Origin of the sequence: Aeromonas sp. R4-1, assembly GCF_040908325.1 — a bacterium.
Taxonomy (GTDB): Bacteria; Pseudomonadota; Gammaproteobacteria; order Enterobacterales; family Aeromonadaceae; genus Aeromonas; species Aeromonas veronii.
This window is the reverse complement of record NZ_JBFODM010000091.1, coordinates 53,299-75,957: the sequence shown is the minus strand read 5'-3', so window position 1 is coordinate 75,957 and position 22,659 is coordinate 53,299. Positions and strand designations below refer to the sequence as shown.

At 58.7% G+C, this 22,659-nt stretch carries 21 protein-coding genes; 15 read left to right on the top strand and 6 right to left on the bottom strand.

The features are described 5' to 3' along the window. The first annotated feature begins 197 nt into the window (after positions 1-197). Complete coding sequence (mepM, locus tag AB5Y90_RS17310) at positions 198-1,535, top strand: murein DD-endopeptidase MepM (RefSeq protein WP_042081590.1); 1,338 nt, start codon at positions 198-200, stop codon at positions 1,533-1,535. A gap of 71 nt (positions 1,536-1,606) precedes the next feature. Here the strand turns inward: mepM and AB5Y90_RS17305 are convergent, their stop codons facing one another. Next, the gene (locus AB5Y90_RS17305; protein ID WP_307896219.1) at positions 1,607-2,551 is read right to left on the bottom strand and encodes a D-2-hydroxyacid dehydrogenase; all 945 of its coding nucleotides are present in this window, start codon (positions 2,549-2,551) and stop codon (positions 1,607-1,609) included. A 162-nt stretch (positions 2,552-2,713) separates the two neighbouring features. Between AB5Y90_RS17305 and AB5Y90_RS17300 the strand changes: the two genes are divergently transcribed. Beyond that, positions 2,714-3,295, top strand: coding sequence for a YjaG family protein (locus AB5Y90_RS17300; RefSeq protein ID WP_005335839.1), 582 nt, complete (start codon positions 2,714-2,716; stop codon positions 3,293-3,295). Positions 3,296-3,365: 70 nt separating this feature from the next. Here the strand turns inward: AB5Y90_RS17300 and AB5Y90_RS17295 are convergent, their stop codons facing one another. Then, the gene (locus AB5Y90_RS17295; RefSeq protein WP_307896220.1) at positions 3,366-3,845 is read right to left on the bottom strand and encodes a MarR family winged helix-turn-helix transcriptional regulator; all 480 of its coding nucleotides are present in this window, start codon (positions 3,843-3,845) and stop codon (positions 3,366-3,368) included. Between the two features lie 163 nt (positions 3,846-4,008). Between AB5Y90_RS17295 and AB5Y90_RS17290 the strand changes: the two genes are divergently transcribed. Together AB5Y90_RS17290 and AB5Y90_RS17285 are read left to right on the top strand one after the other, a co-directional pair. After that, the gene (locus AB5Y90_RS17290) at positions 4,009-4,536 is read left to right on the top strand and encodes a hypothetical protein (RefSeq protein ID WP_005335836.1); all 528 of its coding nucleotides are present in this window, start codon (positions 4,009-4,011) and stop codon (positions 4,534-4,536) included. Positions 4,537-4,545: 9 nt separating this feature from the next. After that, entirely contained in the window at positions 4,546-6,144 is a 1,599-nt protein-coding gene (locus tag AB5Y90_RS17285) for a BCCT family transporter (protein WP_307896221.1), read from the top strand. 118 nt (positions 6,145-6,262) lie between these two features. Here the strand turns inward: AB5Y90_RS17285 and AB5Y90_RS17280 are convergent, their stop codons facing one another. Continuing rightward, entirely contained in the window at positions 6,263-7,501 is a 1,239-nt protein-coding gene (locus AB5Y90_RS17280; RefSeq protein WP_307896222.1) for a multifunctional CCA addition/repair protein, read from the bottom strand. A gap of 237 nt (positions 7,502-7,738) precedes the next feature. Here AB5Y90_RS17280 and mutY point away from each other — a divergent pair, with 237 nt between their 5' ends. From mutY to mltC, 3 genes are all read left to right on the top strand, one after another. After that, positions 7,739-8,791 (top strand): A/G-specific adenine glycosylase, encoded by a 1,053-nt coding sequence (gene mutY, locus AB5Y90_RS17275; RefSeq protein WP_307896223.1) that lies wholly within the window; start codon positions 7,739-7,741, stop codon positions 8,789-8,791. An 8-nt stretch (positions 8,792-8,799) separates the two neighbouring features. After that, positions 8,800-9,072, top strand: coding sequence for an oxidative damage protection protein (locus AB5Y90_RS17270; protein WP_005335828.1), 273 nt, complete (start codon positions 8,800-8,802; stop codon positions 9,070-9,072). A 117-nt stretch (positions 9,073-9,189) separates the two neighbouring features. After that, entirely contained in the window at positions 9,190-10,293 is a 1,104-nt protein-coding gene (mltC, locus tag AB5Y90_RS17265) for a membrane-bound lytic murein transglycosylase MltC (protein ID WP_042052484.1), read from the top strand. A gap of 85 nt (positions 10,294-10,378) precedes the next feature. Here mltC and AB5Y90_RS17260 read toward each other — a convergent pair whose 3' ends face one another. Next, the gene (locus AB5Y90_RS17260) at positions 10,379-10,765 is read right to left on the bottom strand and encodes a YgiW/YdeI family stress tolerance OB fold protein (RefSeq protein ID WP_005335826.1); all 387 of its coding nucleotides are present in this window, start codon (positions 10,763-10,765) and stop codon (positions 10,379-10,381) included. Positions 10,766-11,019: 254 nt separating this feature from the next. Between AB5Y90_RS17260 and AB5Y90_RS17255 the strand changes: the two genes are divergently transcribed. Beyond that, complete coding sequence (locus tag AB5Y90_RS17255; protein ID WP_069526899.1) at positions 11,020-12,057, top strand: SGNH/GDSL hydrolase family protein; 1,038 nt, start codon at positions 11,020-11,022, stop codon at positions 12,055-12,057. Positions 12,058-12,322: 265 nt separating this feature from the next. Beyond that, entirely contained in the window at positions 12,323-13,357 is a 1,035-nt protein-coding gene (ompA, locus tag AB5Y90_RS17250) for a porin OmpA (protein ID WP_139437008.1), read from the top strand. 130 nt (positions 13,358-13,487) lie between these two features. On the opposite strand, the gene AB5Y90_RS17245 is transcribed toward ompA, so the two are convergent. Continuing rightward, a complete protein-coding gene (locus AB5Y90_RS17245) occupies positions 13,488-14,510 on the bottom strand; it encodes a GGDEF domain-containing protein (protein ID WP_307896224.1) in 1,023 nt (340 codons plus the stop codon). A 134-nt stretch (positions 14,511-14,644) separates the two neighbouring features. Between AB5Y90_RS17245 and rnr the strand changes: the two genes are divergently transcribed. From rnr to AB5Y90_RS17225, 4 genes are read left to right on the top strand one after another with little or no spacing between them, the layout of a single operon-like run. Beyond that, positions 14,645-17,044 (top strand): ribonuclease R, encoded by a 2,400-nt coding sequence (gene rnr / locus AB5Y90_RS17240; RefSeq protein WP_263085378.1) that lies wholly within the window; start codon positions 14,645-14,647, stop codon positions 17,042-17,044. Next, positions 17,041-17,790, top strand: a complete 750-nt coding sequence (rlmB, locus tag AB5Y90_RS17235; protein WP_307896225.1) for a 23S rRNA (guanosine(2251)-2'-O)-methyltransferase RlmB — start codon at positions 17,041-17,043, stop codon at positions 17,788-17,790. Before rnr ends, rlmB begins: the two co-directional genes overlap by 4 nt. 2 nt (positions 17,791-17,792) lie before the next feature. After that, a complete protein-coding gene (locus AB5Y90_RS17230) occupies positions 17,793-18,365 on the top strand; it encodes a Crp/Fnr family transcriptional regulator (RefSeq protein ID WP_108612042.1) in 573 nt (190 codons plus the stop codon). Between the two features lie 56 nt (positions 18,366-18,421). Further along, a complete protein-coding gene (locus AB5Y90_RS17225) occupies positions 18,422-18,877 on the top strand; it encodes a GNAT family N-acetyltransferase (RefSeq protein WP_139429757.1) in 456 nt (151 codons plus the stop codon). Positions 18,878-18,949: 72 nt separating this feature from the next. On the opposite strand, the gene srmB is transcribed toward AB5Y90_RS17225, so the two are convergent. Next, on the bottom strand, positions 18,950-20,173 hold the full coding sequence (srmB, locus tag AB5Y90_RS17220; RefSeq protein WP_005335816.1) for an ATP-dependent RNA helicase SrmB: 1,224 nt from the start codon (positions 20,171-20,173) through the stop codon (positions 18,950-18,952). A 119-nt stretch (positions 20,174-20,292) separates the two neighbouring features. Between srmB and AB5Y90_RS17215 the strand changes: the two genes are divergently transcribed. Both AB5Y90_RS17215 and brnQ read left to right on the top strand, forming a co-directional pair. Further along, positions 20,293-21,003, top strand: coding sequence for a tRNA1(Val) (adenine(37)-N6)-methyltransferase (locus AB5Y90_RS17215; RefSeq protein WP_236302238.1), 711 nt, complete (start codon positions 20,293-20,295; stop codon positions 21,001-21,003). Positions 21,004-21,193: 190 nt separating this feature from the next. After that, the gene (brnQ, locus tag AB5Y90_RS17210) at positions 21,194-22,498 is read left to right on the top strand and encodes a branched-chain amino acid transport system II carrier protein (RefSeq protein WP_265345155.1); all 1,305 of its coding nucleotides are present in this window, start codon (positions 21,194-21,196) and stop codon (positions 22,496-22,498) included. Positions 22,499-22,659 lie beyond the last annotated feature (161 nt).

The following is a 22,659-nucleotide window of genomic DNA, read 5'->3' as shown; positions in this document are numbered from 1 at the left end:
GTTCTTAAAAATAGGAAAAAATGGTTAAAAAAGACGATCATTTCTGCCCATCCGGGCGGGTTATGCATAAAATGTGAGGTTCATGCAGATTGTGATGAACTATTTGTAACTATTTGTGTCCAACAAACAGTTTTATACGGTTTTGTCACAACTGACATCGCAACTCACACTCTTTAGATCTAAATACAGGATAGCGGATGAAACGTCTCCGTCCCTTGGTAGTACAGGCTGCCAATTGGGAACCACCGGTTCCCCGCAAACACTTTTACGCCATGCTGATGCTGACGGCCATGACCCTGTCAGCAGTGGCATTATTGCCAGCTCCGGGTGACATCCTCGAGCGGCCGCTGCGTCTTGAGTTGCCCATTGATACCGCAGGTACGGCAACCAACGAAAACAACACCGACTTTAACGAAATCCCCGATCACGAACTGGTTGATCAAAGTGCGCCGGATGACGACATCCCGGTTGACACCACCCCCCAGTGGCAGGATTACCGGGTCCGCAACGGCGAAAACCTGACCGCCATTTTTAACAATCTCGGTCTCTCCACCACCACCCTTTACAAGGTGCTGGACGCCGATAACAAGAATTATCTGGCGCGCCTCAAGCCGGGCCAGAATATCGAGCTGCTGATCGATCAGGACAACATCCTGCAGCAACTCAAAATCCGCCTGAACATCAAGCAGACGCTGGTGATGGCGCGCAGCGACGATGCCTATACCGCCTCCATGATCAATGAGAAGGTTGAGTGGCAACCGCAGCGTTACAACGGCGTGATCAACGGCAGCTTCTATGTCAGTGCCCGCAATGCGGGGATTCCGGCCAACCATATCCAGAAAATTGCCAACCTGTTCCAGTGGCGGATGAATTTCGCCAAGGATCTGCAGAAGGGCGACAAGTTCAAAGTGCTGGTACGCCAGGAGACGGTGGAAGGCAAAAGCACTGGCAACAGCCAGCTGCTGGGTGTGGAAGTGACCAGCCAGGGCAAGACGGTGTCGGCCTGGCTCTCCGATGACGGCAACTACTACGACGGTCAGGGCAACAGTCTGGAGCGCGGATTCCGCCGCTACCCGACCCATAGCCGCTATCGGATCAGCTCCAATTTCAACCCGGCGCGCAAACATCCGGTAACCGGTATGGTGCGTCCTCACGAGGGCACCGACTTCGCGGTGCCGGTGGGCACGCCAGTGCTGGCGACCGGTGATGGTGTCGTCCAGAAGGCAACCAGCCACCCGCTAGCGGGCACTTATATCGTCATCAAGCATGGCCGTACTCTCTCTACCCGTTATCTGCACCTGAGCAAGCTGCTGGTCAAAACCGGTCAGAGAGTGAAGATGGGCGACAAGATCGGCCTCTCCGGCAACACAGGTCGCTCGACCGGTGCTCACCTGCACTACGAGCTGCGGATCAACAACCGCCCGGTCAATGCCATGACCGCCAAGCTGCCGATGGCTGAACCGCTCAGCGGCAAGGAGCGTCGTCAGTTCCTTGCCAAGGTGAAGAGCTACCGCAAGGAGCTGGCCGCGGGTTGATTCCTGTCGTCACAGCCTGAAATGAAAGGCCCCGCCAGATTGGCGGGGCCTTTTTACATGCACAGTGAGGGTTAGTAACCCTTGTCGAAGTCGATCTTGCCATCCAGTGGCTGGCCATCGATAAAGCGGATGTAGTTGCGCACAAAGATCTGGGCCACATCATCCGGGAAGCTGTAGGCGCTGTTGTGGGGGGTGACGATGAGGTTGGGTTGGCCCCAGAGTGGACTGTCGGCGGGCAGCGGCTCCTGCTCGAACACATCCAGCACCGCCATCGCCAGCTTGCCGGTACGCAGTGCGGTGAGCAAATCGCCCGAGTGTACGGCGCTGCCACGACCGACGTTGAACAGGATGGCGCCCGGTTTGCAGTGTTCGAAGCGGGCGGCATTGAACAGATGACGGGTATCGCGGGTGGCTGGCAGCACGCTGACGATGACATCGGCCTGCGCCAGCATCTTGTTGAGCGCAGGTAGTTGATAAACCTGATCAAACCCGGCCCGCTCCCGACCGCTGCGGCTGATGCCCAGCACCTTCATGCCAAAATGTTTGCCGGTATGGGCGATATGCTGGCCAATGCTGCCGGTGCCAAGGATCAGCATGGTGCGCCCCTTGAGGCCCTGATAGGGGTGGCTTTGCCACAGTCGCTGTTTCTGCTGCTCCCGATAAAGGGGGATTTGGCGCATCAGGCTGAGCAGATGACCAAAGACATACTCGCTCATCAGCGGGCCGAAGATGCCGCGCACATTGGTGAGCTGGTAGTCGCGGCGACTGTCAGGGTCGAGCAGCACATCGACTCCCGCATAGGTGGACTGGAACCAGCTCAGCTTGTTGGCTTTGGGCAGCAGCGGTTTGGCACGGGCCGGTTCGGCCATCAGAATATGGGCTTCGCCGATCAGCTTCTCGGCATCGCTCTGGTTATTGGCTCGCAGAATGCGCAGATGGGGGAGATTGGCGGCCTTGAGCAGCCGTTCGTAGTGAGCATTATCCTGGCTGAGCAAAAGAAGGGTACGTTGGCTCATACTCTTGTTCCTTATCAGAATTTGCGGCGCAACAAGATGCCGCTCTCGACCCATCTTACCTGACTTCATATCGCAACATAGCCGACCAGGGCGCTTTTTCGTTTTCGCCGCGCGCCTCGTGGGCTACAATCTGCCCCACATTTTGCAAAGGATCCGACTCCAGTGTTTGGTGACAAGTTTTATAAGCGACTGGCCGAGCTACAGCCTTGGCAACAGACCGTCTACACCCTGGCGCTGGCAGAGCGCATGTACCCCAACTATGCCCTGTTCTGTCAGGCCTCCGGTTTTGGCAATGCTGGCGCTTTCCGGCATGCGCTGGATCAGATGTGGGTCTACCTCACCGTCAAGGGATCCCGGGTCAATCTGGGGGCCATTCTCGAAGAGTTCGAGTCTCACATTCCGGATCCCCGCAAGTTTGAATCCTACGGTGCCTATCCGGCGCTTGATGCCTGTGTTGCGCTGGGCTGCGCCTACAACTCGGTGATCTGCCGGGTCGGCGAAGAGGCCAACGATGCCAGCCATGCGTCGGTCGGTACCGTGGCCGGTTTTATCGAGCTGCTGGAAGAGCGGGATCTGACCGAAGAGGAGCTCTACGAGCACGAGTACATGGAAGCCGAGCTGGAGTTCCAGGTCGAGCTGCTCAAGCGGGTTGCCCATGAGCGAGACAGCGATCGTATTCTGGCCATCAGAGTATTCGCCTCTCAGGATGGCGTCTCCAATATCGGGATCAGCCTGGAAGAGTAATCCTCTACGATCCCTGATAGAACAAAGCTCCCTTTCGGGAGCTTTTTTATGCCTGAAATTGTTCAGCAGCTTATGCCTGCTCTTCGGTGAGGGGTCTGACGCTCAGCACCGGGGCGGCATCGATTTCGTCTGCATTCATCATGGAGGAGATGCGTTGCAGGGAAGAGAGCAGCAGGGTCTGCTCCCAGGTTTCAAGGGATTGAAAGCGTTGGATAAAGCGCTCTTGTAGCGGGGTGGGGGCTTGGGCCAGCAGGGCGTGGCCTGCGTCAGTCAGTGTCGCGTGAACCTTGCGCTTGTCGGTATTGCTGCGAACGCGCTGCACCAGTTGGCGGCTCTCCAATCGGTCCATGATGGTGGTGGCGGTGGCCTGGCTCATGTTGGTGTGATCGGCCAGCTGACGCATGGAGATCTGTCCCAGCTCGTCGATCCCTTTGAGCAGCAAGAGTTGCGGGGAGGTGAGCCCGGCTTCTTTGATCAAGCGCCTGGAGTGCATGTCGATGGCACGAATAATCTGGCGCAGGGCGACCAGCACTTCATCATGTTTTTCCATGGGGTGTGCGTCATTGGAGGGCAATGGAGAGGCGCAAAATTTTCCGCCTAATTCGTCACAAGGTCAATATTGTTTTTGTTGTAATAATTTCTGCTCTAACTAATTTTGTGTTAGGTTGACGGGCATTTCACGGAATTCACCCTGACATTTGAGGAGCGAAATGATGAATGACGAGCTGGATATCAAGTCTCTGGTGGCCGAGTTACGTGTGGTCAGAGTGCGCTATGAACTGCCGGATACCTCGGCTTTTGTGCGCTATCAGCCTGCCTATGATGAAGACCCCAACAACCTCAAGGTACACCACTATGATGGTGAGTTACCCCTCTCTTGCAGTGAGACAGGTACTTTCAACCTAAAGGAGTTGGTGAATGAATTACGCTATGCCTATGTGCTGGTGCACCTCTTTCCTGACGAAAGTGCCATGAACTTCTATCTGACCGGCCTAGATACCGGCCTGGCCCAGCTGGAGTTCATCGGTGGCTCTTACGACTTCAACCGCCTCTGGATCACCAGCGGTATCTCCAATCTGGGCGTCCCCATGGCGATCTTCCTTGGCAAGCGTCACGCCGTGAATGGCCAGCCCTCGGTTTCGCTGGTGGATCACCGCGAACAGGCGGCTGGCAAACTGGTCTATCGCGCCATCGGCGGTGCCGGTGATCATGTGGGCGAAGACTTTTTCAACAACGACTAAGGAGGCTGGATGCGAGCAAGCAAAGGGCTATTGAAAGGCCTCAACCCCACCATGGCCATGACGGCCCTCACCGTGATCACCCTGTTTTTGCTGTTTGGCGTATTTGTTCCCGATACCGCGGCCGCCTGGTTTGTCGGTGCCAAGGATCAGATTATTGCCGGGTTCAAGTGGTACTACATTCTGGTGGTCGCCCTGTTCCTGTTCTTCGCTGTCTACTTGATGTTCAGCCGTTTTGGCAGCATCCGGCTGGGTGACGACGACCAGGTACCGGAGTTCGGCTACTTCGCCTGGTTCTCCATGCTCTTTAGCGCGGGCATGGGGATCGGTCTGGTGTTCTGGAGCATCGCCGAGCCGATGAACCATCTGCAGGGAAATCCGTTCATTACCGAAGGGATGACCCCGGAAGCGGCCCAGATCGCCATGCGCCTCACCTTTTTCCATTGGGGCCTGCACCCCTGGGCTATCTATGTGATCGTCGGCCTGTCACTTGCCTTTTTCAGCTACCGGCGCAAGTTGCCGCTGGCGATCCGCTCTGTGCTTTACCCCATCCTTGGCGAGCGGATTTACGGTTTTTGGGGCCATGCGGCCGATGTGCTGGCGGTGTTCGGCACCGTGTTCGGGGTGGCGACCTCCCTTGGTCTGGGGGTCTCCCAGATGAATACCGGCCTCAACCAGATGTTTGGTATGGCGGTGTCGCAGTCCAACCAGCTCTGGCTGATTGGCGGTATCAGCCTGATCGCCACTTTGTCGGCGGTTTCCGGGGTCGGGCGCGGAGTGAAGATCCTCTCCGAGCTCAATATCTGGCTGAGCGTCTTCGTTCTCGCACTCTTTCTGGTGCTGGGGCCGACCACCTATATCCTCAACGCCTATGTACAGAACATCGGTGATTACCTGCAGAACATCGTCAAACTGAGCTTCTGGACCAACACCGAGGCCAACGGCACCTCGGCCTGGCAGTCGAGCTGGACGGCGTTTTACTGGGGTTGGTGGATTGCCTGGGCGCCGTTTGTCGGCATGTTTATCGCCCGTATCTCCAAGGGGCGCACTATCCGCGAGTTCGTGCTCGGCGTGCTGCTGGTGCCCTCGCTGCTCGGCATGTTCTGGCTCACCGTGTTTGGCGGCACGGCGATGAATCTGGAGCTGTTTGGTGGCGGCGGCGTGGTCGCTGCGGTCAATCAGGATGTGACGCTGGCGCTCTACAAGACGGTCGACCTGCTGCACTGGGATACCTTCGGCTGGATCGCCAAGGCCGTGCTGACCCTGCTCATCTGCACCTACTTCATCACCTCCAGTGATTCGGGCACGCTGGTCATCACCACACTGCTCTCCATCGGTGATCAGGAGCCGCCGGTACTGCACCGCGCCGTATGGGGTCTGGGGCAGGGGTTGGTTGCCGCCATCCTGTTGGTTTCCGGCGGCCTGGCGGCCTTGCAGGCGGCCAGTATCATAGCGGCGCTGCCCTTCTCGGTGATCATGCTGGCGATGTGCTATTCGTTGATGCTGGGGCTCAAGCAGGAGAGCCAGCGCCAGTTCGAATATCGCCAGAACCTCAAGCGCCACGATGGCTCATCCCATATGAGCCTGATGGAGCGAATTGGTCCGGCATAACCGCATCAGCAGGGGTTAGCGCCCCCTCACATATCAATCTGGATGGAAAACGGCCGCCCTGGCGATTCTCTCCTTGCGGAGCTCATCATCAGGGCGGCCGTCTGTTATGGGGCCGAGGTTACTCCTCGATAAAGGTCCACTCATCCTTGACCCGGCTGATGGCATCAGTCCGCTTTTTGGCGAGCTGCTCCTTGATCTCTTCCCCTTTGAAACCGGCCGCCACTATCTCTTTCACCGGCACCGCCTGGGCGGCAGCCAGCGCTTCTGCCACATAGTCCGGCTCGGCGTAGACCCGCTCCTCGAAACCGGTACGGCCATGGAAGTCGGCGCGACAGGCATCCAGCAGCTGGGCAAAGCGCTCGGGGCGACGCCAGGCATCAGCCTTGTCGAACACTTTGAGCAGGGTGGAGGGCTTGAGCTCAAAAGCGATATGGATGTGGGTGTGCAGATCGCTCACCAGCAGCGCCAGATCCCGGCACTCATTGGGTACCCGGAACCGCTCGCACAGGGCGCGAATAAGCGGCAGCCCTTTCTGGCCATGACCGTGATGGCTTGGCCAGAACTCCTTGGGGGTGACTCCCTTGCCAAGGTCGTGGCAGAGGGCAGCAAAGCGTACCGTCAGCTCGGGGGAGATCCGGCACGCCTGCTCCAGCACCATCAGGGTGTGGATGCCGGTGTCGATCTCCGGGTGCCACTTGGCCGGGGCGGGGACGCCAAACAGCGCATCAATCTCTGGGAACAGCGCTTTCAGGGCGCCGCACTGGCGCAGCACCTCGATAAAGATCTGCGGGGTCGGCCCCAGCAGCACTTTTTCCAGCTCCTTCCAGACCCGCTCCGGCGTGAGGTGGGCCAGCTCGCCAGCGGCCGTCATCTCGCTCATCAGGGCGAGGGTCTCCGGCGCTATGGTAAAGCCCTGAGCGTGGAAGCGGGCGGCGAAGCGGGCGACCCGCAGTATGCGCAACGGATCTTCGGCAAAGGCGGGGGAGACGTGGCGCAGCAGCCGTTTTTTCAAATCCTCAATGCCACCGTAGGGATCGTGGAGTTGGCCCTGATCATCTTCGGCGATGGCGTTGATGGTGAGATCCCGGCGCAGCAGATCCTGCTCGAGCGTCACATCGGGGGCGGCGTGGCAGACAAAGCCGGTGTAGCCCTGACCCTGTTTGCGTTCGGTACGGGCGAGGGCATACTCCTGCTGGGTTTTGGGGTGAAGAAAAACCGGAAAGTCGCGACCGACCTGGGTAAAGCCCAACGCCAGCATCTGCTCCACGGTGGCGCCGACCACCAGATAATCTCTGTCGCCCTGCGGCAATCCCAGCAGGCGATCCCGCACTGCGCCCCCAACCAGATAAGTCTGCAAACCGTCTCTCCCGTCATCAATCGTGGGGCCGAGTATATCGTCTTTGTTACCGCTTTGCTGCCTGAGCACCACCTGCCCGCAGCGTCAGTCAGCGCGGCTTTGACTTGGGCGTGACGAGGCCTTACGCTGCCGCACCAGACAGCTGGCGCTGTGCTGCGGGATGACTTTATGCCCACGCAGGCCAGATGAGCCGAAGGAACCGCAGAGTTCCCCTTATATCAACGACATGAGAACAACGTGAATCAATCAACCTTCGCAAGCCGGGTTCTGGAGTGGTATGAGCTTCATGGCCGCAAAACCCTGCCCTGGCAGCAGGAGAAGACCCCTTACCGGGTCTGGGTCTCGGAGATCATGCTGCAGCAGACTCAGGTCGCTACAGTCATCCCCTATTACCAGCGTTTTATGGCGCGCTTCCCCGATGTGGTGGCGCTGGCCGATGCCCCCGTCGACGAGGTGCTGCACCACTGGACCGGGCTGGGCTACTACGCCCGGGCCCGCAACCTGCACAAGGCGGCCCAGCAGATCCGCGATCATCACCATGGTCTCTTTCCCGAGCACTTTGACGAGGTGATGACGCTGCCGGGCATTGGTCGCTCAACCGCCGGGGCCGTGTTGTCGCTCTCTCTGGGTCAGCCCCACGCCATCCTTGATGGCAATGTGAAGCGGGTGCTCACCCGCTGGCTGGCGCTGCCGGGCTGGCCCGGCCAAAAACAGGTGGAGAACGAGCTGTGGGAGATCGCCATCCGGCTCACTCCCAAACTGGGCGTGGCGCAATACAATCAGGCGATGATGGATATCGGGGCAACGATCTGCACCCGCAGCAAGCCTGCCTGTGATCGCTGTCCGGTGCGGGCCGATTGCCAGGGGCTGTCGCAAGGCAAGCCTACCGCTTATCCCAACAGCAAGCCCAAGAAGAGCATTCCGGCCCGCGATGGCATCATGCTGCTGATCCGTCACGGCGATGAGTTGCTGCTGGAGAAGCGGCCGCCACAGGGGATCTGGGGCGGGCTCTACTGTTTCCCGCAGGTGGCTTCGCTGGCGGAGGTGGATGGTCTGCTGGCATCCCTCGGCCTGAGCCATCACGGTTATCGTGAACTGGCCGGTTTTCGCCATACCTTCAGCCACTTCCATCTCGATATTCAGCCGCTGCTGATTGACATTGATGAGGCGCAGCCGCTGCGGCTCATGGAAGCAGATAACCGACTCTGGTATAACTTACGCCATCCTGCCGAGGTGGGGCTGGCGGCCGCCACGGCCCGTCTGCTCGCCTATCCAGAGTTACAACCATAGAGGTCAACATGAGCCGTACTGTATTTTGCCAACGCCTGAAAAAAGAGGGCCCGGGTCTGGATTTCCAACTCTATCCCGGTGAGCTCGGCAAGCGGATTTTTGACAACATCAGCAAGGAAGCCTGGGCCGAGTGGCAGAAGAAGCAGGTGATGCTGATCAACGAGAAAAAGCTCAACATGATGAATCTTGAGCATCGCCAACTGCTGGAAAAAGAGATGGTCAGCTACCTGTTTGATGCAGGTGAAGTGCAGATCGAAGGTTACACCCCGCCTGCCCAGTAAGCTCTCCGGCTGTTGTACGTGTGAACAGGTGCGGGAATGGCGCCACACTGGCGTGACCGCTCCTGAAGTCGCAGCAAATGAATGATGGGCAGCTCTGCTGCCCGGTTTGAGGATCCTATGGGCCGAATTTTTTGGCTGCTGTGCACCCTGCTGTTTCTCTCTGCCTGCTCATCCTCCCCCAAGCCCAGCGGGAGTGAGGATGACGATCTGGTCAACGGCAAGGACATCCGCGGTTTTGAACACATGATCAGCGCGCTCTCCCATAACGTGAACGAGATATGGGGGCGGGAGGCGCTGTTTGCGGGCAAGTTTGACTACGTCAAATACACGGATCAGTACAAGAGCCGGGCCCACATCGACTTCTCCAGCGGTCACATCATGGTGGAGACGGTATCTGGCATCGATCCCCGCGCTCACCTGCGTCGCGCCATCATCGAGACCCTGCTGACCCCGGACGATCCGGCCGAAGTGGATCTTTACTCCGATCGGGAAATTCTGACCGGCGGCGAGCCTTTCCTCTACGGTCAGGTGCTGGACAACCAGCGCCAGCCAATCCGCGCCTCCTGGCGCGCCGAGCGTTATGCCGATTACCTGCTCAACACGGCGATGAAGAAGCGCACTTTGGGGATTCGCACCATCTTCTTCGTCGATATTCCCATGGTGGCCAACCATGAAGACAGGCGGGGCTACAAGTATGCGGGGATCATCCGGGAAGCGTCGCGCAAATACGGCGTGCCGGAGAGCCTGATCTATGCGGTGATCAAGACCGAGAGCAGCTTCAACCCCTATGCGGTGAGCCATGCCAACGCTTATGGCCTGATGCAGGTGATCCCGGCTACCGCCGGTCGTGACGTCTATGTTCGGGTCAAGGGCAAGAACGGCCAGCCGACCCGGGAGGAGCTGTTCAACCCGGCCTACAACATCGATGTTGGTACCGCCTATCTGCACCTGTTGCAGACCGTCTATCTGGCGGATATCGAGGACCCGCGCTCCCGTCGCTATGCGGTGATCTCCGCCTATAACGGTGGCGCTGGCGGGGTGCTCAATACCTTCTCCAGCGATCGCAAGGCGGCGCCGGGCCGGATCAACCGGCTCTCCCCCGAGGCGGTCTATCAGGTGTTGACCGAGCAGCATCCCAAAGAGGAGGCGCGCCGTTACCTCTACAAGGTCAATCAGGCCGAGAAGGGGTTCAAGAGAGCCTTTGCCAGTCGGGCCGGTTAAGCGGTGACGCTGGGTTAACCATGTAAAAGGGCGCTTGATATCAAGCGCCCTTTTAACGTCTGGCCAGTTCGTCGTTGAAGTGGCCTTATTTGGCGATAAAGCCGCCCTTGGTCTGCGGGGCCGCGCCCACTTTCTCCAGGGTTTTGACTTCCACTTCGGTCTTGTTCCAGCTGTGGTCCACTTCACCACGGATACGGATCTGATCATCCGGGCCCACTTCGGTGCCACGCCACACATCCTGATCCACTTCGACCTCCACCTCACCGCTGGCATCGCGGAACAGATAGTTCTCGCCGCCCAGGTGCTTGACCAGCTTCCCTTCCAGGGTGGCCCAGCTGTCATCGGCCAGATCTTTCAGCTGAGCAACGGAGACCTTGTTCTGCTCCTGCGGGCCGGTATAGGCCGCCATGGCAAAAGAGGAGACAGACATCAGGGTCAACAGTCCGATTACGCTTGCGCTTGCCTTGTTCATTTCATACTCCTGTCGTTGGTATGGGAGCATTGTGCCGGGGGGGATGTGAAACAAGCGTGAAAGAAATAGGCTGGTGTGATTGTCTGTTTTGTGAGCGCAAGCGATTTCATCGGTGGCGGAACATGTGTGATTTCATCTGGAACTGTAATCTGTCGCCTTCACCAGAAGTCAGTGGCAGCAGACTCTTCCCATGCCTGTCGCCACTCGAGGAGAAGTCCGCAGGTCTCACCTGCTTAATCGAAGAGCATAACAATATGAAAAAATGGCTTGTTTGTTTATTGGGGTTAATGGCATTGACCGCGCAAGCGGCAGAGGGACGCCAACCTTTTTCCCGGGTCGTGATGTTTGGTGACAGCCTCTCCGACACCGGCAAGATGTACAAGAAGATGCGGGGGTATCTCCCCTCCAGCCCACCCTACTTCAACGGGCGCTTCAGCAACGGCCCGGTGTGGCTGGAGCAGTTGGGTGACGAGCGTTTCCCCGGTCTGGTCGTGGCCAACGAGGCGGAAGGCGGTGCGACCGCGGTGGCCTATAACCATCTGGGCGCCCTGAACGGCTGGCTCGGTTTCTGGTCCTGGGATCCCAAATATCAGGTGATCAACAATCTCGATTACGAGATCGATCAGTTCCTGAAAAAGGACAAGTTCCGCCCAGATGATCTGGTGGTGATCTGGGTCGGTGCCAACGACTATCTGGCCTATGGCTGGAACACCGAGCGGGATGCGGATCGGGTGATCGATACCATCCGGCTGGCATCCAACCGGTTGGTGCTCAACGGCGCGCAGCAGATCCTGCTGTTCAACATTCCTGATCTGGGGCAGACCCCGTCAGCCCGCAGCATGAAGGTGGTGGAGAAGGTGCGCCATGTGGCCAGCTACCACAACCAGAAGTTGCAGAACCTCACTCGCGAGCTGGCTCCCCTTGGCATCGTGAAGCTGTTCGAAGTGGACAAGCAGTTTGACGAGATGATGCGCGATCCTCAGCAGTTCGGGCTGAGTGACACAGAACACGCCTGCTACGGTGGTGGCTATACATGGAAGCCGTTCTCCGGCAGCGCCGCCGAGGTGGCTGCGACCCCGGCTTTGAGTGTCTCCGAAAGAGTGGCTATTGCCGGTAACCCGATCCTGGCGCAGGCGGTGGTCAGCGGGCAGGCAAAAGGGCGAGCAGCGACTCTCAACTGCGATGAGCATATGTTCTGGGATCAGGTGCATCCGACTAAGACGGTGCACAAGGTACTGAGCCAGCGTGTTGCTGACTTTATCGATCAGCACTACGAGTTTGTTCGTCACTGATATCGCTTCGGGCCAGCATGTTGCTGGCCTTTTTTCCCTTTCAGCCCTCATCTGTGCGTCTTTTTGCGTCACATCTAGTTCAAATAACAAACGTTTGTTGCTGTTTTTGTAACGTGGTTGCGTTAGAGTGTTTTTTGTTAATTGATATCAGTGACTTGAAAATAGGCTAACGTTGATATGCTGCGATCGCTTTTGGGTGGTTGCACCTATAAGACGAGGTGATATCAATCAACCTCCTCCTACATAAAGTTGCAGAGGCTCAAACATGAAAAAATCATTGATTACCTTGCTGGTTACCGGCTTGCTGGCGGCCAATGCCCAGGCTGCCGGTCAAGACAACACCTGGTATGGCGGCGCCAAACTGGGTTGGTCCAACTTCTACGGCATTGATGAAAGCAACAGCTTTACCCTCGGCAATGAGACCAATGATGCTCTTGGGGCTGGTGTATTTGCCGGCTATCAGCTTAACAAGAACCTGGGCATCGAATATGGCTACGATTATCTGGGTAAGTACAAATATGATGCCCGCTCAGCCACGGGCGCAGCGTTTCAAGATGAAGTTCAGGCCCAACTTATTCATTTATCATTGAAGCTGGGCTTCCCTGTAACTGATAGCCTCGACCTGTATGGACGTATCGGCGGCGGTTATGCGGCCGCCAACAGTGATCTGAAAGGCGGTGATGGTCGGTTCAACTTTGTCAGCGCGCTGGGTGCCGAGTATGCGTTCAATCTCGACTGGGCCGCTCGCCTGGAGTACCAGTACACCACCCCGTATGGCAGTCGTGATGATACCGGTTTGAGAATGGATAACGGCCTGCTCTCACTGGCAGCGGTTTATCGCTTTGGTCAGGTTGCCCCTGTGGCGCCCGCCCCGGCTCCGGAACCTGCTCCTGCACCTGTGATGGTTGAGAAGCAGTTCACCCTGAGCTCCGATGTGCTGTTTGACTTCAACAAGGCGACCCTCAAGCCAGAGGCCAGCCAGGCACTGGATAGCCTCTATAGCCAGATTGAAGAGGCGCGACCCAAAGATGGCGTGGCAACCGTAATTGGTCACACCGACCGTATCGGTTCCGATGCCTACAACCAGAAGCTCTCCGAGCAGCGTGCCCAGACCGTTGCCAACTATCTGGTTGGTAAAGGGATCCCGGCCGCCAAGATCAATGTGGAAGGGCGCGGTAAATCCTCACCGGTTACCGGCGACAGCTGCGTCAGCAAGTCCAAGCGTGAGCTGATCGTCTGCCTGGCTCCGGATCGCCGTGTTGATGTGAAAGTCGAAGGTGTCAGCGAGGTGCAGGAGTAATCCTTCACACTGAGCAGATCTCCACTGGGGCTGGAAGGAACAGCCCCTGTCGGAGCAAGAGAGACCAAAAAGCCAGTCAGTTGATCTGACTGGCTTTTTACATTGGCATTGCGGTCGGGCAGGGGACAAATCAGGAAGGGAGTGGCATCACCCGGTTGCGCCCCAGCTCCTTGGCCTTGTAGAGCAGCTTGTCGGTACGTTCGACCAGACAGTCTGCGCTCTCCTGACCGTTGAACTCGCCCACGCCAAACGAGGCTGTGATGTGGTCGATGCGGCGGCCCGATTTGCGATCCAGAATCGACATCCGCTCGATGGCGCGGCGCATGCTCTCCGCCATCTGTCTGGCCAGCGCCAGCGAGCGATGGGGGACCAGCATGGCGAACTCCTCCCCACCCAGCCGATAGGCGGTGACTCCCTCCTTGCAGGCATCGCGCAGCCGTTTGCTGAAGGCGCGCAGCACCTGATCGCCGAGCAGGTGCCCATATTCGTCGTTGAAGTTCTTGAAGCGATCGATATCGGCGAGGATCAGCGAGAAGGGGTGCTGGCTGCGGATCAATCCTTCCAGCTCCAGATCGAAGGCGCGGCGGTTGAGCAGGTTGGTGAGGGCATCCTCGTTGGCCAGCTTGCGTGTCTCGTTGAGCGCGGCCCGCAGCTCCTTGATCTCTTTCTCCGCATTGCTGAGCTGGTTGCGAAAGTGCATGGTGGACATGCGCACGTCTCGCGATTCGCGCACCAGCTCCCGCAGGATCCCCATGGTATCTTCCAGGCTGAAGCCCTCGTCATCAATGCGGCTGAGCTTGTCAAAACTCTTGTCGAGCATCTCCTGAAACATGCCGGTATCGGAGATGGTGTCCTGCATGGAGTGGCCGAGCTCGTTGGCCATGGCGGCGAGGCTCAGTTTCATCGCCTCCATCTGCTTCTCGTCCTGAGCGGCCAGATACTGGTGATAGAGCCGCTCGCAGGTGGTGAGCGAGCAGGTTCCCTGCATTTTGACTGCCTGATCAATCGCCTGGTTGAGCTCGGGCATGCTGGCCGAGACATAGTTGTACCACAGGTGGTAATTGTCCGGCGTCGTGGGGATCTGGTACTTGATCATCAAAGGGACCGCCTGTTTGAGATAGGCGGCGGATTGGGCAAATGTATCCTTACTCATGAGTTCTATGTCTCATCATGCCAGCGAACTGCACATAGTATGACAGAGAGATTGGCCAAAAGGCAGCCGATGGATGCCATTCGCCCCCCCCTCCGATATAATGGCACCGTTACCACCTACCCTAAGGCCTGCTTATGTCTCAAAAAGATCCTTTCCTCGAACGCGAGGCCGAAAAATACGATAACCCCATCGCCAGTCGCGAGTTGATCCTGGAACTCATAAAGGGCCATGAAAAGCCCATGTCCCGTGAAGAGTTGGCCAAGGTCCTCAAGCTGAAAGATGAAGAGCCGTTGGAAGCCTTGCGTCGTCGTCTGCGCGCCATGGAGCGTGATGGACAACTGGTATTCACTCGCAACCAATGTTATGCCCTGCCGGATCGCCTGAATCTGGTCAAAGGTTATGTAATCGGCCACAAGGATGGCTTCGGTTTTCTGCGTCCGGAAGGTGGTGGTCCGGATCTGTATCTGAACAACCGAGAGATGCAACGCCTGATGCATGGCGATTACGTGCTGGTTCAGCCGACCGAGATCGACCGCAAGGGTCGTCAGGAAGCGCGTCTGGTGCGCCTGCTCAAGTCCCGTGAGGCAGACATTGTCGGCCGTTACTTCGTCGAGAATGGTGTTGGTTTCGTGGTGCCGGATGACAGCCGTATCGGCCAGGACATCATCATCCCGGAAGGGGAAAACAAAGGGGCTCGCCAGAGCCAGGTCGTGGTTGTGCGCATCAATCAGCGCGCCACCTCCCGCATCAATGCCGTCGGCACCGTCCTGGAAGTGCTGGGCGAGAACATGGCGCCGGGCATGGAGATCGAAATTGCCCTGCGTACCCACGGCATTCCGCACACCTGGCCGGAAGAGGTGACCAAAGAGGTTGCCGGTCTCGGTGAGCAGGTGCCGGAGAAAGCCAAAGAGGGCCGCATCGACCTGCGCGCCCTGCCGCTGGTCACCATCGACGGGGAAGATGCCCGTGACTTCGATGACGCTGTCTTCTGTGAAGCCAAACGCGGTGGTGGCTGGCGTCTGTGGGTTGCCATTGCTGACGTCTCCGCTTACGTGAAGCCCGGCACGGCGCTGGATGCCGAAGCGTATCAGCGTGGCAACTCCGTCTACTTCCCCGAGTTCGTGGTGCCCATGCTGCCGGAGGTGCTCTCCAACGGTCTGTGTTCTCTGAACCCGCAAGTTGACCGTCTCTGCATGGTGTGCGAGATGACCATCTCCGCCGCTGGCCGCATGTCCGGCTACAAGTTCTACGAAGCGGTAATGAACTCTCACGCCCGTCTGACCTACACCAAGGTGGCGGCGATCCTCGACGGGGATCCCAAGCTGCGTCAGCAGTATGATCCGCTGGTGGGCCATATCGAGGAGCTCAACAACCTCTACAAGGCGCTCAAGCATGCCCGTCATCAGCGCGGTGCGGTGGAGTTCGAGAGCGAAGAGACCCGCTTCATCTTCAACGCCCAGCGCAAGATCGACCGCATCGTGCCACTGGTGCGCAACGATGCCCACAAGATCATCGAAGAGTGCATGATCCAGGCGAACGTGGCTGCTGCCCGTTACATCGAGAAGAACGAAGCCTTTGCCCTGTTCCGGGTCCATGACCGTCCGGGCGAAGAGCGTCTGACCGGTTTTCGCGACTTCCTGGCCGAACTGGGTCTGGAGCTTAAAGGTGGCCTCGAGCCCGAGCCGAAAGATTTTGCCGAGCTGGCCGCCAAGTTTGAAGGTCGCCCGGATGCGGAGCTGCTCTCCACCATGCTGCTGCGCTCCATGCGTCAGGCCATCTATCAGGCTGACAACATCGGTCACTTCGGTCTGGCGTTGAAGTCCTACGCGCACTTCACCTCGCCAATCCGTCGCTATCCCGACCTGATCCTGCACCGGGCGATCAAGTATCAGACCGCCAAGGAGCAACAGGGCAACCTGCGCCACAAGTGGACCCCGAGCGGTGGTTATCACTACCAGCTGGAAGAAGTGGACCCGATGGGCGAGCACTGCTCCATGACCGAGCGCCGTGCCGACGATGCCACTCGCGACGTGGCCGACTGGCTCAAGTGCGAGTACATGCTGGATCACGTGGGTGACGAGTTTGACGGCGTTATCGCCAGCGTCACCGGCTTTGGTTTCTTCGTCCGCCTGGCGGAGATCCACATCGACGGTCTGGTGCACGTCAGCACCCTCACCAACGACTACTACCAGTTTGATCCCCTGCACATGCAGCTGATTGGCGAGAACTTCCGCCGTCGCTACCGTCTGGGTGACAAGGTGCGGGTCAAGGTGATGGGCGTGAATCTGGATGATCGCAAGATCGACTTCGTGATGGTGGAAGAGCCCCTCAAGATCACCGGCAAGAACGCCAAGCAGGCGGTTCGCAAGATGGCCGAGATCAAGAAGGAGAAGGCCAAGAGCGCCGAGCGCCACGAAAAGCGCAAAGAGAAAGATGGCAAGGAGAGCGGCAAACCCGCCAAGGGTGGCCGCGCCAAACCGAGCAACAGACGACCGAGCAAAAAGGCTCGCGATAAGGCCAAGAGCACTAAATGAGTACTGAACTGATCTACGGCATTCACGCTGTCACCGCGCTGCTGGAGCGCACTCCCGAGCGTTTCATCGAAGTGTGGGCCCTCAAGGGGCGGGATGACGACCGGCTGCAACCCCTGCTGGCCGAGCTGGAGTCCCTCGGTCTCAAGGTGCAGAGCGTGAACCGCAAGACCCTTGATGACAAAGCGGAAGGCAACAATCACCAGGGCATCATGGCCCGGGTGAAAGAGGCGCCGAAGCTCGCCGAGCACGATCTGGCCAGCCTGCTGGATGAGTTGGCGGCACAACAGAACCAGCCCTTCCTGCTGGTGCTGGATGGCGTGACCGATCCGCACAACCTCGGCGCCTGCCTGCGCAGCGCCGATGCGGCAGGGGTGCACGCTGTGATTGTGCCGCGGGACAAGGCCACCGGCCTCACCCCGATCGTGCGCAAGGTTGCCTGTGGCGCCGCTGAAGTGGTGCCGCTGATTCAGGTCACCAACCTGGCCCGCACCCTGCGCGAATTGCAGGAGCGCGGCGTCTGGATTGTCGGCACCGCTGGCGAGGCCGATCACGACCTCTATCAGGCCAAACTGACCGGCCCGATGGCGCTGGTGATGGGTGCCGAAGGTAAAGGTATGCGTCGCCTGACCCGCGAACATTGCGACGAGCTGGTGAGCATCCCAATGGCAGGGGCGGTATCCAGCCTCAACGTCTCAGTGGCAACCGGCGTCTGCCTGTTTGAAGCCGTGCGTCAGCGTCGCGGTTAATCATGCTGACTGACAGACCCCCCTTCGATTGGGCGCAGGTCGCAGATAAAGAGGAGGCCGCGCGCCTCCTCTCTTTTGCCCGCCCGCTGACCCTCAGCCCGAAAAGCTGCCTCTGGCACGCCGGTGACAGCCCGGATCTGCTGGTCAGGGTGGAGCAGGGGCTGCTGCGGGCCAAGCTGGTGCTGGAGGATGGCCGCGAGTACATCAAGGAGTTCTATTGGGAGGGGGACGAGTTTCTCGACTTCCATCACCTGCTAAGTGGTGAGCCGGCCCGCTACAGCGTGGAGGCGCTGGAGCCCTGCCGTTTGCAGCTGTTCAGTCTGGCTGACCTGCGCCAGCTGCCCGGCTGGCCGCGCTGGTATCAGCACCTGCTGGAGGTGCAGCTGCGCATCAAGGAGGAGAAGGAGCAGTTGCTGCTGACCGGCAGCCCGCAGGCGCGCTATCAGCACTTTCTCGACAGTTTTCCCGCACTCGATGCCAGAGTGCCGGATCACCAGATCGCCGCCTATCTCGGTATTACGCCCATCAGTCTGAGCCGCATTCGCAAACGGCTGAAAGAACTTAACAAAGGTTAATGCAGGGCGCTGGCGCCACGATTATGCTGGCAGGCCGAACTGATAAGGAGTTGCCGATGAACTGGATCCTGAAACCCTGGTCTGAACTGACCACTGACGAGTTGTATGAGTTGCTGGCGCTGCGGGCCGAGGTGTTCGTGGTGGAGCAGACCTGCCCCTTTCAGGATCTGGACGGGCTGGATCGCCGCGAAGGGGTCTGGCACCTGCTCGGGTACCAGGGCGACCAGCTTGCTGCTTACGCGCGGATTATGGCGCCCGGCATCGGCGACGAGAGCGGTGCAGCCATCGGTCGGGTGGTGACCTCACCCAAGGCGCGTGGCGGTGGTCTTGGTCATAAGCTGATCAGCGAGGCGGTCAAGGCGTGCGAGGCGCGCTGGCCGACTCACAGCATCTGGCTGGGGGCGCAGGCCCATCTGCAGGGCTTCTATGGCCAGCACGGTTTTGTGGCGGAAGGGGAAGGCTATCTCGAAGATGATATCCCCCATATGGGGATGCGCAGAGTGGTGGCATAACCACTCGTCAGAGTGATTTAGAATGCAGAAGGGCCATCCCGCGGGATGGCCCTTCTCTTTATCGCCAGGCGATCACTTCTTCTTTTTCTTCTTGGCGGACTTCTTCTTGTCGACCGGCTTTTTCTTCTTCACCGGTACCCGCGCTTCCTTGTGTTTCGGGCGCAGCTCGTCGATCACCCGGCGCTTGAGGCGCTCCTCGGTGTAGCGCTCGATCTTGGCGACCATCGCCATGTCGTGGGCTTCCACCAGGCTGATGGCGCAGCCACGATTGCCAGCGCGGCCGGTACGGCCGATCCGGTGGACGTAGACATCGGCGCCGTAGGGCATGTCGTAGTTGATGACATGGCTGACGTTCGGCAGGTCGATGCCGCGGGCGGCGACGTCGGTGGCGATCAGGAAGGGCACTTCCCCTTCGTGGAACTTGCGGATCGACTCGATACGCTTGCTCTGCTCCATCTCGCCACGGATCCAGGCGCAGGAGATGCCTGCCGCCTGTAGCTGGCCGGAGAGCTCCGCCAGACGCTCGCGGGTCTTGACGAAGATGATGGCTTTCTGGGTTTCCGGATCTTTCAGGATATGGGTCAGCAGCGCCAGCTTGTGGGCGGCGTCATCGGCCAGATGGATCCACTGGGTAATGGGGCGACGTTCGCTGCGGGGAGGTTCGGCATGCAGCTCCACCGGATCCTTGAGGATCTCGTTGGCGAACTTCTCAAGGCCGGCCCCTTCCAGGGTCGCGGAGAAGAGCATGGTGTGCTTGCGGTAGCGCGCCTCTTCCACGATGCGGTTCACATCCTTGATAAAGCCCATGTCCAGCATGCGGTCCGCTTCATCCAGCACCAGCACTTCGATGTCGTGGCTCTCGAACTCCTCTTTCTCGATGTACTCGAGCAGACGGCCCGGGGTGGCCACCACTATGTCGGTGGTCTTGGTCAGGGCAGGCAGCTGCTCTTCATGGCTGACGCCGCCGATGATGGTCTCGATGCTGAGGTTGGTGTGGGCCGCCAGCGCCTTGGCGTGGGCGGTCACCTGCAGGGCCAGCTCGCGGGTCGGGGTCAGGATCAGCATGCGGCAGGGGCCCGGCTTGCGGCGCGGGAAGTCCAGCAGGTGCTGGAGTGCCGGCAGCAGGAAAGAGGCGGTCTTGCCGGTACCGGTCGGAGCGGATGCCAGAATATCGCGGCCGTCCAGGGCTGGCTCCAGCACCATCTGCTGGATGGTGGTGGGGCGGGTGAATCCCATCTCGGCCAAGGCCCGGTTGAGGGCTGGGTGCAGGTCGAAATCATCAAAGGACTGGCTCATGGCAATACTCGGTCATTAAGGAAACGGCAGATTATAGGCGATTATCTCGTCGGCTCCTATTGGTGAGTGTGTCTTAGCCGCTATAATCGCCCACCATTTTTGCAGATGACGGGGGCCAGATGGGGCGTAGTCGCGGATTTACCTTCAAACAGTTCCATATCAATCACGATCGCTGCGCCATGAAGGTGGGCACCGATGGCATTTTGCTCGGTGCCTGGGCGCCGGTCGAACAGGCGCGACGAGTGCTCGATATCGGCACCGGCAGCGGCCTGATCGCCCTGATGCTGGCCCAACGCAGCAGATCTGACTGCCGTCTTGATGCGGTCGAGCTGGATATTAATGCGGCCAGTCAGGCGCGGGAGAATGCGGCTGCCTCTCCCTGGGCCGATCGGGTGACCGTCATAGAGAGTGCCATTCAGGATTATCAGGCCGCCCCTTACGATCTTGTCGTCTCCAACCCTCCTTATTTCGTGGCAGGCCAGTCATTTAGCGATCCGGCGCGGGCGTTGGCCCGCCATACCGGTGCCCTCGACAGCCCCGCATTACTGGCGGCCTGCGATCGTTTGCTGAGCCCGAACGGGCAGGTGGCGCTGGTGCTGCCGACGGCGATGGCCGATGAAATTTTATGCATTTCGGCGAATTATGATCTGCATGGCATTTGTTATACAGCCGTTATCACCAGAGAGGGTAAAGAGGCAAATCGTGTTTTATTGCTACTTGGCAGAGGATTAAACAGGTGTGAGAGGGGTGAAATTGTGATCCATTCTGCTGATGGGGCCTATTCCGACAGATATATCCAACTGACCAAACCCTTCTATTTGAAGATGTAAATTTCGTCTTGAACTATTTTTTCACGCCATTATGCTGGTTCCAGATCGAGCGCCCGCTCCAGACCAGCTAAAACCACTGGTTGCGATGAAAAAACATGCGGGGCTCTTTTTTATACCCCCTGAACACACCCGGTCAGCGACCGATAAAAACTATAACAAGCAATAATTTACAAGACAGACGAGGTTGAACTTGACGAAATCACTCACATTGTCCGATGTACTCGGATTAGGGTTTATGACCTTCGCCTTCTACCTGGGCGCCGGTAACATCATTTTCCCGCCGTTGGCCGGTTACATGGCTGGTGAGCACCTCTCCCTGGCGATGTTTGGCTTCCTGGTCACTGCCGTGGGCCTGCCTCTGGTGACCATTCTGGCCGTGGCGAAAGCCGGTAACGGCTGGGCTGGCATGACCAAGCTGCTGCCTGCCGGTGTCGCGACTGCGCTGGCCGTTGCCATCTATATCATCATCGGCCCGGCCTTTGCCGCGCCCCGTACCGGTCTGGTTGCCTACGAAATGGGCCTCAAGCCGTTCATCGGTGATATGGGGCAGGCGGGTCTGGCGGCCTATACCGTGATCTTCTTTGGTGTGGCCATTCTGGTCTCCATGAACCAGGGCAAGCTGATGGACGCCATCGGCAAATACCTGACTCCGGTACTGATGCTGCTGCTGCTGACCCTGGCGGTCGGGGTATTCGTAGCGCCGCAAGGCTCCATGCCTGACGCGTCCGGTGACTATCAGAACAGCCCCTTCGTGAAAGGGATCCTGGAAGGCTACAACACCATGGACACCCTGGCGTCCCTGATGTTTGGCGCCCTGATCGTCGATCTGCTGCGCCAGAAAGGCATCAACGATTACAAGAGCCAGTTCAAGTATCTGGCCATTGCCGGCCTTATCTCTGCCGTTGGTCTGAGCGTGGTGTACGTCTCCCTGTTCCAGCTGGGTAATACTGCAGCCGGCGTTGCGACCGATGTCAGCAATGGTGGCGCCATCGTCAACGCCTACGTACTGAGCCTGTTTGGTCAGCCGGGTCAGTTCATTCTGGCGGCCATCATCACTCTGGCGTGCTTTACCACTGCAGTCGGTCTGATCTCCGCTTGTTCCGATTTCTTCCACAATCTGACCGGCATGGCTTACAAGAAGCTGGTGGTGTTGCTGGGCGTTATCTGTGCCGTGGTGGCCAACGTGGGCCTGAGCCAGTTGATCAGCCTCTCCATTCCGGTGCTGGTTGCCATCTATCCGGTTGCCGTGGCGCTGGTGCTGGTCACCTTCCTGAATGGTTACTTCGGCCGCCCCCGTCTGGTGTTCCGTGGCGTGTTGATGGTTGCCTTCCTGTTCGGGTGCCTGGATGGTCTGGGTGCTGCCGGTATGAAGATGGATGCGTTTGCCTTCCTGCCGCTGTTCGACAAGGGCCTCGCCTGGCTGATGCCGACCCTGCTGGCCTGCGTAGTTGGCGTGATGGTGCGTCCGACCGAGATGGCTGCCGAAACTGCCTGATCACGCCCGATGTGATATTGCCAAGAGCCTGCCCCGTGCAGGCTCTTTTGTTTTCTGTGAGCCTCGCTTCTCACCTCGCTTTGCTGCCGTAATTGTCACTGTACGCAGATAGCATCTGAGCAGCCGTATTTGGCCGCTATAACCTGTCCCCCCCTTCTCAC

Bases quoted from the DNA above. Each gene is read 5' to 3' on its own strand.
- AB5Y90_RS17230 (WP_108612042.1), top strand. From the start codon at position 17,793: ATGCTGACTGACAGACCCCCCTTCGATTGGGCGCAGGTCGCAGATAAA.
- AB5Y90_RS17225 (WP_139429757.1), top strand. From the start codon at position 18,422: ATGAACTGGATCCTGAAACCCTGGTCTGAACTGACCACTGACGAGTTG.
- AB5Y90_RS17285 (WP_307896221.1), top strand. From the start codon at position 4,546: ATGCGAGCAAGCAAAGGGCTATTGAAAGGCCTCAACCCCACCATGGCC.
- mepM (WP_042081590.1), top strand. From the start codon at position 198: ATGAAACGTCTCCGTCCCTTGGTAGTACAGGCTGCCAATTGGGAACCA.
- AB5Y90_RS17215 (WP_236302238.1), top strand. From the start codon at position 20,293: ATGGGGCGTAGTCGCGGATTTACCTTCAAACAGTTCCATATCAATCAC.
- AB5Y90_RS17295 (WP_307896220.1), bottom strand. From the start codon at position 3,845: ATGGAAAAACATGATGAAGTGCTGGTCGCCCTGCGCCAGATTATTCGT.
- AB5Y90_RS17290 (WP_005335836.1), top strand. From the start codon at position 4,009: ATGAATGACGAGCTGGATATCAAGTCTCTGGTGGCCGAGTTACGTGTG.
- AB5Y90_RS17305 (WP_307896219.1), bottom strand. From the start codon at position 2,551: ATGAGCCAACGTACCCTTCTTTTGCTCAGCCAGGATAATGCTCACTAC.
- mltC (WP_042052484.1), top strand. From the start codon at position 9,190: ATGGGCCGAATTTTTTGGCTGCTGTGCACCCTGCTGTTTCTCTCTGCC.
- AB5Y90_RS17255 (WP_069526899.1), top strand. From the start codon at position 11,020: ATGAAAAAATGGCTTGTTTGTTTATTGGGGTTAATGGCATTGACCGCG.
- AB5Y90_RS17245 (WP_307896224.1), bottom strand. From the start codon at position 14,510: ATGAGTAAGGATACATTTGCCCAATCCGCCGCCTATCTCAAACAGGCG.
- srmB (WP_005335816.1), bottom strand. From the start codon at position 20,173: ATGAGCCAGTCCTTTGATGATTTCGACCTGCACCCAGCCCTCAACCGG.
- AB5Y90_RS17260 (WP_005335826.1), bottom strand. From the start codon at position 10,765: ATGAACAAGGCAAGCGCAAGCGTAATCGGACTGTTGACCCTGATGTCT.
- rnr (WP_263085378.1), top strand. From the start codon at position 14,645: ATGTCTCAAAAAGATCCTTTCCTCGAACGCGAGGCCGAAAAATACGAT.
- AB5Y90_RS17270 (WP_005335828.1), top strand. From the start codon at position 8,800: ATGAGCCGTACTGTATTTTGCCAACGCCTGAAAAAAGAGGGCCCGGGT.
- rlmB (WP_307896225.1), top strand. From the start codon at position 17,041: ATGAGTACTGAACTGATCTACGGCATTCACGCTGTCACCGCGCTGCTG.
- ompA (WP_139437008.1), top strand. From the start codon at position 12,323: ATGAAAAAATCATTGATTACCTTGCTGGTTACCGGCTTGCTGGCGGCC.